At 74.8% G+C, this 14,685-nt stretch carries 11 protein-coding genes; 4 read left to right on the forward strand and 7 right to left on the reverse strand.

Going from position 1 to position 14,685, the window contains the following annotated elements; translation table 11 throughout:
- Positions 1-4: 4 nt before the first annotated feature.
- The 5 genes from ACFYR0_RS02710 to ACFYR0_RS02730 all read right to left on the reverse strand — a co-directional run bounded on the left by ACFYR0_RS02710 (position 5) and on the right by ACFYR0_RS02730 (position 8,217).
- A complete protein-coding gene (locus ACFYR0_RS02710; protein WP_389321012.1) occupies positions 5-745 on the reverse strand; it encodes a methyltransferase domain-containing protein in 741 nt (246 codons plus the stop codon).
- Positions 742-1,992: a condensation protein gene (locus ACFYR0_RS02715; RefSeq protein ID WP_389321014.1), complete on the reverse strand. Its 1,251-nt coding sequence runs from the start codon at positions 1,990-1,992 to the stop codon at positions 742-744. The genes ACFYR0_RS02710 and ACFYR0_RS02715 overlap by 4 nt, the downstream gene beginning before the upstream one ends.
- The gene (locus ACFYR0_RS02720) at positions 1,989-6,266 is read right to left on the reverse strand and encodes an alpha-(1->3)-arabinofuranosyltransferase family protein (protein ID WP_389321017.1); all 4,278 of its coding nucleotides are present in this window, start codon (positions 6,264-6,266) and stop codon (positions 1,989-1,991) included. Before ACFYR0_RS02720 ends, ACFYR0_RS02715 begins: the two co-directional genes overlap by 4 nt.
- Positions 6,263-6,940: a class I SAM-dependent methyltransferase gene (locus tag ACFYR0_RS02725; protein WP_389321134.1), complete on the reverse strand. Its 678-nt coding sequence runs from the start codon at positions 6,938-6,940 to the stop codon at positions 6,263-6,265. Before ACFYR0_RS02725 ends, ACFYR0_RS02720 begins: the two co-directional genes overlap by 4 nt.
- Positions 6,941-7,062: 122 nt before the next feature.
- Complete coding sequence (locus ACFYR0_RS02730) at positions 7,063-8,217, reverse strand: glycosyltransferase family 4 protein (protein ID WP_389321020.1); 1,155 nt, start codon at positions 8,215-8,217, stop codon at positions 7,063-7,065.
- 405 nt (positions 8,218-8,622) lie between these two features.
- On the opposite strand from ACFYR0_RS02730, the gene ACFYR0_RS02735 reads away from it, so the two are divergent.
- The 4 genes from ACFYR0_RS02735 (at position 8,623) to ACFYR0_RS02750 (ending at position 11,951) form a co-directional block, all read left to right on the forward strand.
- Positions 8,623-8,781: a hypothetical protein gene (locus tag ACFYR0_RS02735; RefSeq protein WP_386381309.1), complete on the forward strand. Its 159-nt coding sequence runs from the start codon at positions 8,623-8,625 to the stop codon at positions 8,779-8,781.
- Positions 8,782-8,834: 53 nt separating this feature from the next.
- Positions 8,835-10,013: a PucR family transcriptional regulator gene (locus ACFYR0_RS02740; RefSeq protein WP_389321136.1), complete on the forward strand. Its 1,179-nt coding sequence runs from the start codon at positions 8,835-8,837 to the stop codon at positions 10,011-10,013.
- Positions 10,014-10,335: 322 nt separating this feature from the next.
- Complete coding sequence (locus ACFYR0_RS02745; protein WP_389321023.1) at positions 10,336-11,109, forward strand: IclR family transcriptional regulator; 774 nt, start codon at positions 10,336-10,338, stop codon at positions 11,107-11,109.
- Entirely contained in the window at positions 11,106-11,951 is an 846-nt protein-coding gene (locus ACFYR0_RS02750; protein ID WP_389321026.1) for an SMP-30/gluconolactonase/LRE family protein, read from the forward strand. Before ACFYR0_RS02745 ends, ACFYR0_RS02750 begins: the two co-directional genes overlap by 4 nt.
- 104 nt (positions 11,952-12,055) lie before the next feature.
- Here the strand turns inward: ACFYR0_RS02750 and ACFYR0_RS02755 are convergent, their stop codons facing one another.
- Complete coding sequence (locus ACFYR0_RS02755) at positions 12,056-13,477, reverse strand: NAD(P)/FAD-dependent oxidoreductase (protein WP_389321029.1); 1,422 nt, start codon at positions 13,475-13,477, stop codon at positions 12,056-12,058.
- Positions 13,474-14,676: an MAB_1171c family putative transporter gene (locus ACFYR0_RS02760; protein WP_389321139.1), complete on the reverse strand. Its 1,203-nt coding sequence runs from the start codon at positions 14,674-14,676 to the stop codon at positions 13,474-13,476. Before ACFYR0_RS02760 ends, ACFYR0_RS02755 begins: the two co-directional genes overlap by 4 nt.
- Between the last annotated feature and the right edge of the window lie 9 nt (positions 14,677-14,685).

Here is a 14,685-nt window from a genome sequence, read left to right on the forward strand (position 1 = left end):
CCGGTTACGTCCTTCGCGCGTGCAGCAGCAGGATCGAGGCGAGCGGCGCGCGGGCGCAGGCCAGCCGGTCCAGTGCCCGCAGCGGCCGCGGCACCCCGTGGAAGGGCGCGCCCCGCAGCCGTACGACCTCGAAGCCGGAGGCGGCGACGAACTCGCCGAGCGCCCGTGCCGTGTACAGCCGCAGGTGCCCGACGACCTCCCGGCCGGGCCGGCCGTGGATCGCGCGCAGACTCACCTCGGAGAACACCGGCTGCACACCGGCCAGCAGCAGCCCGCGGTTGTACCAGGCGGCCAGGTTCGGCGTGGAGAGCATCAGATGACCGCCCTTGCGCAGCACCCGGCGCAGTTCGTCCAGGGCCGCGTCCGGGTCGACGAGGTGCTCGATCACCTCGCTGAACAGCACGGCGTCCGCCGAGCCGGTCCCGAACGGCAGTCCGCCGCCGGTGAGTTCGCCGCGCACCGCGTACGGCAGCCGGGTGCGGGCGCGGCGCAGCGCGTCCTGCGACCAGTCGACGCCGACCAGCCGGTGCCCGGCCAGCAGGGGTGCGGCGGTGGCGGCGGCGGTGCCGTCGCCGCAGCCGATGTCCAGGACGGTGGCGGGCCCCGCGGGGCCGGTGGCCGGGCCGAGCGCCTCGGCGAGCATCCGGGCCTGGCGCAGCGAGCGGGCGCTGCCGGAGGCGACCGGCACGGCCGGGTTCTCGTAGAAGTCGCGCAGGTCCTTGGGCGGCGGAGCGGTGGCCGTCATTCGGTGACCTCCGTGGAGTGCAGATGGTGCTCGAAGAGGTCGCGCAGACGTGCGCCGTCGGCCTGGCCGAGCAGGCTGCGCGACCAGCGCAGCGCGAGGTGGAGGCGGCCCGCGGTGGACGCGGTCGTCACGGTGAGGCCGCGCGGCATGCGGGCGGGGGCGGAGAACCACACCGCCCGGGCGCGGCCCGTGTCCTCGCCGAAGTCCAGCGGGTAGGGGATGCGGCCGATGTTGCTGAGCAGCGCGGTCGAGGTCCACGGCGCGGCGGCCCGGCGCAGGCCCCGGGTCGCGGCCGCCCGCCACACGACCGGGGCGACGGGCGCGGTCAGCAGGGCCGCGCCGTGACCGAGCTGGGGCCGCGGCTGCGCCTTCAGGGCGCGGGTGCGGGCGGCGGTGCGGCGCAGCAGCTGCGGCAGCGGGACGTCCAGCTCCTCCGGTGCCAGGGTCACTTCCACCAGCCGGGTGCCGTTGCCGATCGGCATCGTCGCGTCCCTCGGCCGGTCGTCCACCGGCATGGTCATCCGCAGCGGGCGGGGACGGGCGCCGTGCTCCCGGTTCCAGTGGGCCAGGGTGAGCGCGGTCGCCACCATCAGCTGGTCGTTCACCGTGTACCCGGCGCCCTCGGGGCGGCCCGGGAGCGGCAGTTCGGTCACGATGACGGCGTTGCCCGGGGAGTGTTCCGGGGTGCCGGGGGCGACGCGCGCGGGTCTGGCCCAGTTGGAGGGCGCGGCGGGCGGCGGGACGGCCTGGGCGCTGCGCACGGGAGGCGCGGCGGGCGAGTTGTCCCGCCCGCTGTACAGCTCCGCGGCGGTGGCCAGCACCCGCAGACAGGCCGGGCCGTCCAGGGCGGTGTGGTTGACGGTGAGGACGAGGGCCGTGCCCCCGTCGACGCCCTCGACCGCCTCCAGCCGTACCGGCGGCGACATCGACAGCGCGGGCGCGGACTCCAGGGCGCGGGCCCGCGCGGCGCGCAGCGCGTCCTGGCCCGGCCCGGTGAAGGTCACCACCTCCGTGTCCGGGCCGGCCGTCAGCTCCCACTCGTAGCGGCGGCGGTACCAGCGGCCCGGCGCCTCGCGCATCAGGACGCGGGGGTGCCGGCGCAGCGCCTCGTAGAACGCCTTGCGCAGCCGGGGCGGATCGACGGGCCCGGGGAGGTGGACCTCGATGTGGACGGTCTCCGGCTCCGCCTCCTGGAGGCAGTGCCGGGAGACCTCGTCCACGACGGGGAAGGGGACCCGGGCCGTCATCCGCGGTCCCCCTTCGCGCCGGGCCCGCCCGGCCCCCGCGCGGAGACCGTCGGCCCGGACGCGCCGCGCGGGAAGGGCTCGTCCGCACCGCCGCGGCGGCGCCGCCGGGCCAGGGAGGGCGCCGTGCGCGGACCCGGGACCCCCGAGCCGCCGCCGGGCGCCGGACCCGGCTCCCGCACGCTCACCAGCGCGGCGAACAGGCCCACCAGAGCGAGCAGCTGTGCGGCGGGCCCGAAGGCGCCGTCCCCGTCGGCCACCGGCCGGCCCGCACCCGTCGCCGCCGCGATGCCCGCGACCGTGAGGCAGGCCAGGGCGAGCGGGACGAGGACGGTGTGACGGCGGTGGGCCAGCAGGGCCAGCGGCGGCACCAGCAGCGCGAACCAGCCCGCGACCACCACCGCCACCAGCGTCAGCGCCACCGTGCCGAGCCAGACGCCCGGCGCGGGCGCGGCCGGCTGCGGCTCGTCCGGGTTCTCGGCGCGCCGGCGCCACAGCGCCAGGCCGATCAGGACGGCGATGCCCACGCCGCTGCCGATCAGCGCGGCCTCGTAGGTGCCGGACGGCTCGTAGGACAGCTGCACCGTGCCGCCCGGCCCGGCCGGGACGCGCCAGCCCTGCTGCCAGCCGTCGAGCCGTACCGGGGTCAGCTCCCGGCCGTTCAGGGTGGCCTTCCAGCCGTCGTTGTGGTTCTCGTACGTGGTGAGGTACGAGGCCGCTCCGGAGCCGACGGTCACCTCGCGGCGGTCGCCCAGCCAGTCCTCGATGCCCAGTTCCCGCCCGGCGGAGGACGGTTCGGTGAACGTGCCCCGGGTCAGCGTGACGTCGGTCAGCAGCAGCGCCCCGGAGTCCGAGGACTCCAGCCGGTGGCTGCCCTCCGACAGCTCCAGCGCGCCGCCCTCGGCGTCCGTCCCGCAGAGCGTGACGTCCACCGCCCGGTGCTCGGTCAGATCGCGCACCAGTCCGGAGACACCCGTCTCGTAGAGCTTCCCGTCGACCGCGACCACCGGGCCCTTCCCGCACGGCAGTTCGAAGGCGCGCTCGGGGTCGGGCTGCGGGGCGCGGTAGCGGTCGAGGACGGGGATGTAGGCCTCGGTCAGGCCGACCGGCAGCTGGAGGTCCTCGTCGACGACCGGGTTGTGCAGGGTGAGCGGTGCCGTCTTCGTGACGGTGATGTCGAGCCGGTCGGTGGTGATGGCCGGGAAACGGACCCAGCCGTTCCCGTCCACGGCGGCGACGGTGGCGCCGTCCGGGGAACTGAGGGTCACCTCGGTCGGCCGGGTGGTCAGACCGCCCGCCGGGGCCAGCACCAGCTCGCTCACCGGCTGCTTGTCCGGCCAGCTCAGCCGGAGCGTGGGACGGTCCCCGGCGATCCAGGCCGTCGTCAGGTCGCCGTCGGTGAGGTTGCGCGCCGACAGGCCCACGCCCAGGCGGGCGGTGGAGTCGGCGGTGGCGGTGATCCGGCTCCGCTGGTCGGGCGCCACCTCGTACAGCAGCCGGTCGAGCTGCTCACCGGCCACGGGCACGGCCGAGGCGCGGACCTGGTAGGTGCCGGCCGCGTGCACGCCGAAGACGCGGCGCAGGCCCGCCTCGGTGCCGGTCGGGGAGACGCTCGCCGGGTCGGCCGTGCGGTGCAGGGACACCACGTCCGCGGCGGAACCGGAGTCGCGGGAGTCGTTGGGCAGCCGCAGCAGCCGCGCCACGGTCACGTCCGGCAGGCCGATCTCGGAGAAGCCCGCGCCGGCCAGCCCGGTGCGCCGCTCGACCGAGTCGACGATGGTCAGTCTCATCCAGCCGGTGGCACCCTCGGGCGCCCGCACGCTCTGCTTCTGGCCGTCCGGCCGCAGCAGGCTGGTGACCGAGCCCCGCTCGGTCTCCACCCGCACCCTCGTCGGCGCGGCCCGCACACTGCCCTGCGGCAGCGGAGTGACGTCGAACGAGGACGGCATGGCGTACTCGCCGGTGAAGGCGATGCGCAGCCACTGCCCGTCGGGCGAACCGGCCGAGCCCTCCGCCCACGCGGTGTCCGGGTCGCCGTCGAAGGCGCCCACCGGGTCGAACTGCGGCAGATGGAAGAACCAGCTGCCGTACGAGGAGGCCGTCACCGAGCGGGCGCCGCGCAGCTCGGCCACCGTCTGGTGGTCGAGGCCGGTCACCGGAAGGATCTGGTGCGGCTTCTCGCCCGCGTCCTGGTGGGCCTCCGGCGCGTTGCGCTCGTCGCGGGTGTACGTGTACGAGGTGTTGGCGTTGACCAGCCCGAACCGGGTGTCCGCCCGGCGCAGCCCGTCCCCGTCGACGCGGACCGGCGGGGTGCCGAGCCCGGGGTGGTTGTCGCCGGTCAGCACGGACGCCCGGCCGCGCAGTCCGGCCGCGAGCGGCAGCAGCGCCTCGGGGCCGCCGGAGACCTCGGCGGTGTCGGCGACCGCGGTCAGCCCGGCCTGTCCCGGCCGGGGCACGGCCGTGTCGGCGGGCCGGTAGATCTCCACCGCGCGCACCCGCGGGTACAGGCCCTCGACCTGGATGGGGGTGTCCTCGGCGATCCGGCCGGCGGTCATGACCGGGCCGAGCCCGGTGACGCGCTCGTAGCCGGACTGCTCCAGGGTCCGCTTGACGGTGGTGGTCGGGGTGTAGCCGATCTGGTCGGGGTCCAGGTCGTTGCGGACGACCACGTAGTACAGCCCGGCCCGGCTCAGGTAGTCGGCGAGACCCGGCACCTCACCGCCGGTCAGCAGGGCCTGCTCGACGGCGTCCATCGCGCGCCGGTTGCCGGCCGTGCCGAAGGGGACGTAGTCGCGCTGCGCCCAGCGGGACTCGGCGACCACGTCGAAGGGCTGGTCGATGGTCGATCCCCAGGTGTGGACACCGTGCGCGGTGGCCGGGACGACCAGAGCCCGCGAGTCGGGCGAGTACTTCTCCAGCCAGCCGGCCGTCGCCTTCCAGTACGCGGGGATCTGCTGGAACGAACCGGGGTTGAGGATCGACCCGTTGAGGTACGGCAGCAGCAGTCCCGGCAGCACCAGCACCGCCGCCAGGAGCGGCACCAGCCGCCTGCCGGGCACCGTGCGCGCGCCGCGCGTCTCGGCGGCCACCGCCACCAGATGGGCGAGGCCGAGGGTGAGGGCGAGGGCCACACCGGTCTGGAACTTGTAGATGTTGCGGAACGGGGCCAGCGCCCCGTCCAGCCAGGTCTGCACGGTCCCGTGGAAGGGCGCGCCGAACGTGCCGCCGTACCCGGCGAGCAGCACCAGCGCGCACACCAGCACGGTCAGCACCAGCCAGCGCCGCTCCGGCATGTCCCGGCGGGCCAGTCCGGCGAGCCCGGCCCCGGCCGCGAGCGCCGAGCAGACGATCGCCAGCGCCGAGGACGCCACGGTCCATCCGGCGGGCAGCCAGGCCTCGCCGAAGTGCAGATAGGCCACCCAGTTCCCGGCGCCGCGCAGCGCCTCGGCGGCCGACATGGTCTCCGTCGTGGTCTGCGAACTCTCCACGTAGGGAAGGAAGTTCTCGCCGTACGCGCCGAGCAGCAGCAGTGGGATCCACCACCAGGCGGTGGCGACGATCATCGCGGGTGTCCACCAGGCGATCAGTCTGCGCCGCCGGGGTCCGCGCGGCCGGGACAGCAGATACAGCCCGACCGGGACCAGACTGGCCAGCGTGGAGGCCGCGTTGACCCCGCCCATGAACGGCACGAGCAGCGCCGAGCGCAGGGCCGCGACCCGGGCCGTGTACCGCTCGTCGGCCAGCGGCAGCAGCACCCAGGGCAGCAGCGCGCCGGGCAGCGCGGCGGCCGAGGTGGAGCCGACGACGATCGTGAACACCGGCCACAGCGCGTACGCCGTCGCGCCCAGCAGCCGTGAGGTGCCGCTGCCCACGCCGAGCCGTTCGGCGAGCCGCAGCGCGCCCCAGAAGGCGGCGGTCACGATCAGCGAGAGCCACAGCCGTTCGGCGAGCCACACCGGCACCTCGGCCGTACGGAACACCCAGTGGAAGGGCAGCATCGGCCAGAGATAGCCGACGTACTGGTCGGAGATCCCGCCGAAGCCGCCCCGGTCGTGCCACAACTGGCCCAGGTCGGCGAGGAACTGGCCGGGGTCGGTGGTGACGCCGAGCTTGGTGTCGAAGGTCTGCCGGCCCGGCTGCACCGCGAGGAACAGCGTGAGGACCACGGCCCAGAACCCCAGCAGCCAGCGCCGTGACCGCGGCTCTTCGGGCGGGCCGGGCGCGGTCGCGGAGGTGGGGACGGCCGCCGGGGGAGGAGTCTGGACCGTGGTCGTCATGGGGCACACCGCCGGAGGATGAGAAGGAGGTTCCAGGTGGCGAGTTCGCGAAGGCCGGGTGCCTTGACGATCGTCTCCGCCAGGAAGGGCCAGTAGCGCGAGCGCGCCGAGACGACCCGCACGTCGTCCCGGGCCCGCACCTGCCGCAGCGTGGGCCCGATGTGCACGGCGAACAGGTTCTCGCCGAGGGTGTGCTTGGCCGCTCGCCCGGTGCGGCGCCGGTAGCGTTCCCGGGCGCGTTCGGCGCCGAGGTAGTGCCAGGGCGCCCACTCGTGACCGCCCCACGGGGAAAGCCAGTTGGTGAACGACACGTAGATCAGGCCGCCGGGCCGGGTCACCCGGGCCAGTTCGCTGAGGAAGGTCTGCGGATCGGCCACGTGCTCCAGCACGTTGGAGGAGAAGGTGACGTCCGCGACGCCGTCGCCCAGTGGCAGGAGGTACCCGTCGGCGACGACGGACCCGTCGGGCGCCCCTTCGCCGAGTTCCACCGGATCGGGCTCGAACAGGTAGGCGTTCGCGCCGCGCCGCCGGAACTCCTCGGTGAAGTAGCCGCTGCCGCCGCCGATGTCGACGACGACCTGTCCGCCGAGCGGGCCGGCGTGGGCCTCCACCTGGTCGGCGGCGTCCCGGGCGAGGAGCGAGTAGCAGTACTCGGGGTCGTCCTGCTCGCGCAGGAAGGCCCGGAAGAGGGTGAGGGACCGCCGGAAGGAGGGGTCCTTGAACCGGGCGGTCGGCGCGGTGCCGCCGTGAACGGCCCGCGTCCGGGAGCCTGCCTCGCCCTCGAGTCGGTCGGGAGTCACGTGCCCCAGCCCCTGACGGCCTCGGCGGCGACCGCGCGGAACTGCCGTACGGTCCGCTCCCAGCGATAGACGGCGGCCCGCTCCCGTGCAGCCTTGCCCATCAGCTCACGGCGTCGGGCGGACAGCGCGAGCGAGCACCAGGCCGCCGCGAACGACGACTCGCCCCTCGCCAGCACCCCGGTCTCGCCGTCCACGACGGAGTCGCGCAGCCCGGGGACGTCGAAGGCGACGGCGGGCGTCTGCCGGACGGCGGCCTCGGTGACGACCAGGCCCCAGCCCTCCACGGCGGAGGGATGCAGCAGCAGCCAGGCCGCGCACAGCAGCCGGTGCTTCTCGGCCTCGGACACATGCCCGACGAAGGAGACGCTCTCGCCGGCGAGCCGCTGGAGCCGCTCGCGCTCGGGCCCGTCGCCGATGATCACCAGCTTGCCGCCGGTCACGGGTCTGACCCGCTCCCACAGCCGCAGCAGGAGATCGATCCGTTTGTACTCGACGAGCCGGCCCACCGCCACGAACAGCGGGTCGGGCGAGCGCTCGGCGAGGGGGCCCGGCTCCTCGACGCCGTTGTGCACGACGCGGATGCGTTCGCGCTCGACGCCGATCCCGCGCAGCGCCTGCGCGGTGGACGGCGAGACGGCGACGAGCAGCCCGTCCTGCCGCCGGGCCCCGGTCAGCGCCCAGTGCTCCAGCCGGCGGCCGATGCGGGCCGCGGGGGCCAGGGGCCCGCCGAAGCGCATCTTCCACAGGTCGGTGTGGACATGGTTGACCAGGCACAGCGTGGGCCCCTTGTGCCACAGCGGCGACAGGTAGGGCATGCCGTTGCAGACCTCGACCAGCAGGTCGGTCTCGCCGACCTGACGGGCGAAGGCGGAGCGGGCGCGGAGGTAGTGGCCGTAGGTACCGCCCGCGGACACGACGCGGTAGTCGCGGTAGGCCGCGGGGCCCCCGCACAGCAGGGTGACCTGGTGGCCGAGGCGGGTGAGGCCGTCGGCGAGCCGGTCGACGAGCAGCTCGGAGCCGCCTGCCGACGGGTTCCCGAGGTCGCGGTGGGCGAGGAAGACGATCCGGCGCGGTTCTGGGGGAGGCGCCGGGGGGAGGAGCTGCGTCCGGGGGAGTGCGGTGCGCAGCGGGGATGGCACGTGCTGGGGCATCGGTGCTCCAACAGGTCTCAGGGTGCGGAACTCAGCGTGGGGTCATGCGTGACTGTGGGGGGACTGAGCCGTTCGTACGAGGGGTGTGTGGACGGCCTGTGCTGGGGTGGGGTTCGACAGTTTTCGCCCAGGCGTTCCCCACGGCTACTCACCGAGGTGACAATTTCGGGCACGGTTGGGGCTGATGCCGCGTCAGATCGTGAGCGGGGGTGGAGGTGGTCCCGGGAGGGTCCGGCGGGGGCCCGGGGGAGGCCCGAAAAACCGGGCGAATGTTCACACTGTTCGGCAAATCACATCACCGACCCTTGACTGTGTGTCAACAGTGTGTCGACACTGGGCACGCCTGAGACAGGGGTGGGACGCCGGGGTGGGACGACCTTTCGGACCGGAGAGGCTGACCCTGAGATGTCCAGACTGCTCGCCGCAACTGTCACCGTCGTGGCCGCCGCCGCGCTCGCCGTGGGCGCCGCCCTCGGCGTCGTCGCCCTGCTCGAAGCCGCACCCGAGCAGCCCAACAGTCCGCTGATCACCTATGAGCAGGCGGGCGACGGGAGCACACCGTGACCGTAGAGATCACCGCTGTCGCCACCCGATCCGCCTGGCACGACGTGCCGCGCATGCAGGTGCGCCGGTTCGCCGCCATCGCCCTCGCCGAGGCGCCGGAACTCGCCCAGCAGATCATGAGCGAGATCCGCCGCGAGTACCCCCACCTGCCCGTCGTCCTCGACGACAACGGCGAACCCATGGCCCTGGTCGGCATCCGCCATGCCATCGAGGCCTTCGTCCGGCGCGTGGAGAACTCCGAGATCCGCCCCACCGTGCCGCCCGAGGTCTTCCACACCTTCGGCCTCGGCGAGGGACTGGAGGGCCGCAGCCTGGACTCCCTCCAGGCCATCTACCGGATGGGCGTACGCCTCGCCTGGCGCCGGTTCGCGGAGATCGGCCAGCGCGTCGAGATCCCGCCGCCCGCGATGTACGAGCTGGTCGACGCCGGATACGAGTTCCTCGACGGCCTCGTCGACCGGACCGTGCGCGGCTACGCCGAGGCCGCCGCCCGCCAGGCCGGGGAGCGGCTGCGCCTCCAGCGCCGGCTCATGGAGCAGCTCCTCGCCGACCGGCACCGCAGCGACGGCGGCGACGCCCTCGGTGAGCGCGCCGCCCGGGTCGGCTGGGCGCTGCCCGGCAGGGTCGCCGTGGGGGTGCTGCTGCGCCCGGCGCGGGAGGCGGTCGCGCCCGCGGTGGGGCAGGAGGTGCTGCTCGACATGGAGTACGAGCAGCCGCGCATGGTCGTCCCCGATCCCGACGCGGCGGGGCGGCGCGAGCTGCTGAACCGGGCGCTGGCCGGCTGGGCGGGCGCGATCGGGCCGCCGGTGCCGCTGGCCGACGCGGCGAAGTCGCTGCGCTGGGCCGAGGCCGCCGTGCGGCTGATGCAGCGGCGGCTGCTCCCGGCCGGCGAGGTGCTGTTCTGCACCGAGCACACCGAGGCGCTCGTCCTGCTCCAGCCCGAGGAACTGCTCGACGATCTCGCCCTGCGGTGCATGGCGCCGCTGGCCGACTGCGGGCCCACGCACGGGCGGCGGCTCGCCGAGACGCTGCTGGCCTGGCTGGAGACCCGCGGCGGCGCCCCCGAGGTGGCCGCGCGGCTCGGCGTCCACCCGCAGACCGTCCGCTACCGCCTCCGTCAGATCCGTGAGATGTGGGGTGACGAGATCGACGACCCCGACCGCCGCTTCGAACTGGAACTGGTCCTGCGCGCCCAGCGCCTCCGCGGCCGCCTGGGCGAAGCGGCCGACTGACAGCCCCACGCCGAGCTGCGCACGCGTGCGGGGGACTGTCCTGTTGTTCGCCCGTGCGGGAGCGTTGTGGCCAGGCGTGCAGTTGCCCGCGCCCCTTGGAGCGGGGCGTTGTGGCTGGTCGCGCGGTTCCCCGCGCCCCTGGAAGCAGGGCGTCGCGTGCGCCGCCGGGCCGGTCGGAGAGGTGCTGTCGGTGGGCCGGATACGCGCGGAGCGCGGAGCACCGGGCCATTGCCGGGCGAAACCCCCTTTGAGTAGCCTGTGTTCGTCATTCCGATCGGCTGTTGAAATTTCGAACACAGCCTCATCAAGGGAGGGGGCCGACGTGGGACGCCTCGTGCCTGCCGTGACCCGGGCTCTCGACATACTCGAGCTCTTCCTCGACGGGGACGGCACACTCTCCGCCCCCGACGTCGTGCGCAGGCTCCAGCTGCCACGCACCACCGTGCACGAGCTGGTGACCACGCTCGCCGCACGCCAGTACATCGTCCCCGTGCCCGGCCAGCCCGGACGCTACCGGCTCGGCGTACGCCCCTACCAACTCGGCAGCCGCTACGCCGAGCAGCTCGACCTGGCCGCCGAGGGCCAGCAGGTGGCCCGCTCGGTCGCCGAGACCTGCGACGAGACGGTGCATGTGGCGATCCTGGAGGGCACGGACGTCATCTACATCGCCAAGGTCGACTCCACCCACGCCGTGCGGATGGTCTCCGCGGCCGGCCGCAGACTGCCGGCGCACTGCACCTCCGTCGGCAAGATGCTGCTCGCCTCCCTTCCCGAGCAGGAGCTCGCCGCGCGCGTCCCCGACGGCGCCGAGCTGGTCGCCATGACCCCGAACAGCATCACCGACCCGGGCGCGCTGCGCGAGGCCCTGGCCGGGATCAGGACCCGCGGCATCGCCGTCGAGAGCCGGGAGTCCAACCCGGACGTCTCCTGCGTGGCCGCGCCCGTGCGCGACCGCACCGGGCAGGTCGTCGCGGCGCTGTCCATCTCCGTGCCGATGATCCGCTGGAGCGAGGACCGCCACGCCGAGCTGGAGCAGCTCGCCGTGAAGGGCGCCGCCGAACTGTCCGAGCGGCTCGGCCACCGGAGCGCGGTGTGAGCGGCTGCGAGATCGCGGTCCGCGCCGGGGCAGAGCTCGGCGAGGGCCCGACCTGGGACGCCGCCGCTGGCCGGCTGCTCTGGGTCGACATCCTGGGTCGCCGGGTGCACACGTACGACCCGCTCACCGGTGTGCGCACCGTGCGCCGCACCGAGCAGCACGTGGGCGCGGCCAAGCCGCGGACCGGCGGCGGCTTGGTGCTGAACCTGCGCGACGGCGTCGGCCTGCTCGACCCCGACGACTCCTTCCGCTGGCTGCACCGCGAGCCCGTCCCCGGCCGGCGCGGCAACGACGCGGCCGTGGCGCCCGACGGCTCCCTGTGGGCGGGCACCATGCGCTACGACGAGGCAGCGGGCGGCGGCACCCTGTCCCGGCTGACCGGCGAGGGGCGGCCGTCCGTCGTCCTCGACCGGGTCACCGTCAGCAACGGCACCGGATGGAGCCCGGACGGGCGGCTGATGTACTACGTCGACTCGCACGCCCGCCGCGTCGACGTCCTCGACCACGCCGAGGGCAGCGTCTCCGGCCGCCGGACCCTCGCCGCGATCGAGGAGGGCGCGGGCTTCCCCGACGGACTGACCGTGGACGCCGAGGGCTGTGTCTGGGTCGCCCTGTGGGACGGCGGCGCCGTACGCCGGTACACGCCGGACGGCGTCCTGGACCGGGTCCTCGAACTGCCCGTGCGCAGGCCGACCGCGTGCGCGTTCGGCGGCGCCGACCTGTCCGACCTGTACATCACCACGGCCCGCACGGGACTCACCGGGCCCGGCCCGTTCTCGGGGTCGCTGCTGGTCGTCCCCGGCGCGGGGAAGGGGATCGCGCAGCCCGCGTTCGCCGGGTGAGCGGGGAGACCGGGGAGACCGGGTGAGCAGGGCGGGTCCCCGCCGGACGGGGTGGAGCAGGGCTGGGTCCGCCGGACGGGGTGCAGCGGGGCGGGGTCCTCGCCCTACGGCAGGCCCGCCGCCTTTCTCTCCGCCACGGTCAGCGGCGGTCCGTCCAGCGCCGGTCTGAGCGGGCCTACCGCCGCTGCCAGCAGCACGCTCGGCGTCAGCAGCACCGCGCCGCCGCGCTCCAGGGACGTCACATCCGTCACCCGGCGCGCGATCCGGCCGTTCCCGGTGGCCGTGAGCATCAGCCGCCCCACGTAGTCGGCCAGCAGCCGATCCCGCCGTGTGGGACCGTGCTCGGTGGCGCCTGGATAGAAGACGTCCTGGCCGACCGCCAGGTCCCAGGCCGCGCCCACCGGCCGGGCCACCGCCCGCTGCACCCGGCGGGCGACACCCGGCGCGCCCCAGCCGTGACGGCGTGTCACGTCCCGCAGGATCAGCGCGCTCTGGGCGGCGGCGGCGAGCCCGTGGCCGTAGACCGGGTTGAACGCGGCGAGCGCGTCGCCGAGTACGACCAGGCCCTCGGGCCAGCTCGGCATGCGCTCGTAGAACTGGCGGCGGTTGACGGTCGTCCGGGTGAAGGACACGTCGGTGAGCGGCTCGGCGCGGTCGACGAGGTCGGCGATCAGCGGATGGCGCAGTTCCTCGCGGGCGAAGCGGGCGAAGTCCGCGGTGTCCGGGGAGGGCGTGCCGCCCCGGGTGCCGGACAGGGTGATGATCCAGCGGCCGTCCTCGATGGGCAGCAGGAGCCCGTTGCGGCCGGGGCCGCCCGCCCGCGGGTCGGGCAGGATGTTGACGACCGGGAAGCCGGTGAGGGCCGGCTCGGGGGCGCGGAAGACGCGGGTGGCGTAGGCGAGGCCCGAGTCGACCTCGCGGCGCTCGGGGGCGGGCAGGCCGAGGGCGGCCAGCCAGCCCGGCAGCGCCGAGCCGCGTCCCGTGGCGTCGACCACCAGACCGGCCTCCAGGACCCGCTCCTCGCCTCCGCCGCACCGCCGTACGCGTACGCCGGTGACGGCCCCCGCCGTGCCGGTCAGCTCCAGCGCCTCGGTGCCGTCCAGGAGTTCGACGCGCTCGTCGGCGAGGACCTCGGCCCGCACCGTGGCGTCCAGCAGGTCGCGGCCGACCAGGATCACATGGTGCGACTCGGGCCAGCGGCGGAACCAGCCCCACGGGGACAGGGCCACGATCCCCGTGGTGACCGGCATGCGGTGGGCCCCGGCCGCGCGCAGGGCGCCGGTGACGCCCGGCAGCAGGTCCTCCATCGCGCGGACGCCGCCCGACCACAGCACATGGGCGTGCCGGGCCTGCGGCAGTCCCCTGCGGGGTGCGGAGCCCGTCGGCAGGGTGTCACGCTCGACGACGACGACCCGGTCCGCGACGGCGGTCAGGGCACGGGCGGCGAGCATGCCGGAGTGGGACCCCCCGAGGACCACGGCCGTTCTGGCGTCGGGTCTGGCGTCGGGGGAGGTGCGTTCGGTCATGCGGGTGTACTTTCTGCCGGGGCGGTGGCACGGGCGCGGACCGCCTCGAGGTCCTCGGGACGTCGCAGGGCGAGCGAGACGGACTGGATCTCCCGCATCAGGTACTCGGTGTCCGCCGGGCCGCTGCCCTCGCGGTCGGGGTGCAGCCGCCGGGCCTCTACGGCCGCCAGGAGCGCCACGGCGGCGGCCAGCGCCTCCGCCCGGCCGGGCGGGTGGCCGAGGGCGCGGGCGGCGGCCCGGGCCCGGCTGCCCAGTTCGTCGTCGAGGTACCGGGACACCTGGAGCAGGGCGTCACGGATGAAGGTCTCGCGGCGGATCAGCCGCAACTCGGCCGTGGCGCGCGGGTCGTAGGGCTCGCGACCGCCGCTGACCGCGCGCGTCACCACGTACAGCGGCCGCAGTGCGCGGTACTGGGCGCGCAGCCGCCAGTGCTCCTGAAGGTACTGGCCGGTGTGCGGGACGATGAAGCCCACGCCGACCAGGGCCGCCGAGAAGCAGGCGGCGGCCGGCGCCACGTACGTGCTCAGCCAGTCCAGGTCGTGTCCCGTCCAGCGGGCCCCGACGGCGGTGAACTTGGCCGCGTCGAACAGCAGGTTCGTGGTGTAGCCCATGCCCAGGAACCGCAGCCCCCAGCGCAGCCACGCGTCCAGGCCGTCGGTGCGGATCCAGTTCCAGATCAGCCGGGCCATCACCCCGCACGCCACGGTGTGCGCGATCAGGTACAGCACGATCTGCTCGCGCATGAACGGCGTGTTGGCGTAGTACGTGTCCAGGTCCCGCGTCCGCTCCACGGGCGCGTCGGCGAAGGCGAACAGCACCCACAGGGTGACGACCACGCCCGCGCAGGCGGCGACGACCCGGCGGGTGGCCCGGCGGGTGGCGTCCGAGCGGTCGGCGCCGTTGCGCCAGGCGACGATCAGCAGCAGCCAGGACGCGCACAGCGTGGTGAGCAGGGAGTACACCCAGGGCGCGGCGATGTTGGGCACGCCGGTGACCCGGTTGGTCCAGGCGATGGTGGAGGGGGCCGCGAAGACGAACACCGCGCAGCCGAACAGCAGCAGTCCGCCCACCGCGCGCAGCAGCGGGTCCCGCCACATCTTGACGATGCTGGGCAGCTTGATCGCCAGGGCGGTGGCCAGCAGCGCCGTCGGCAGCCAGATGGCCAGGTCGAGATCGGTGAGCACGCGGGGCGCGGTCAGCGCGAGCGG

The sequence above is a fragment of the Streptomyces sp. NPDC005017 genome, assembly GCF_042873115.1.
GTDB lineage: Bacteria > Actinomycetota > Actinomycetes > Streptomycetales > Streptomycetaceae > Streptomyces.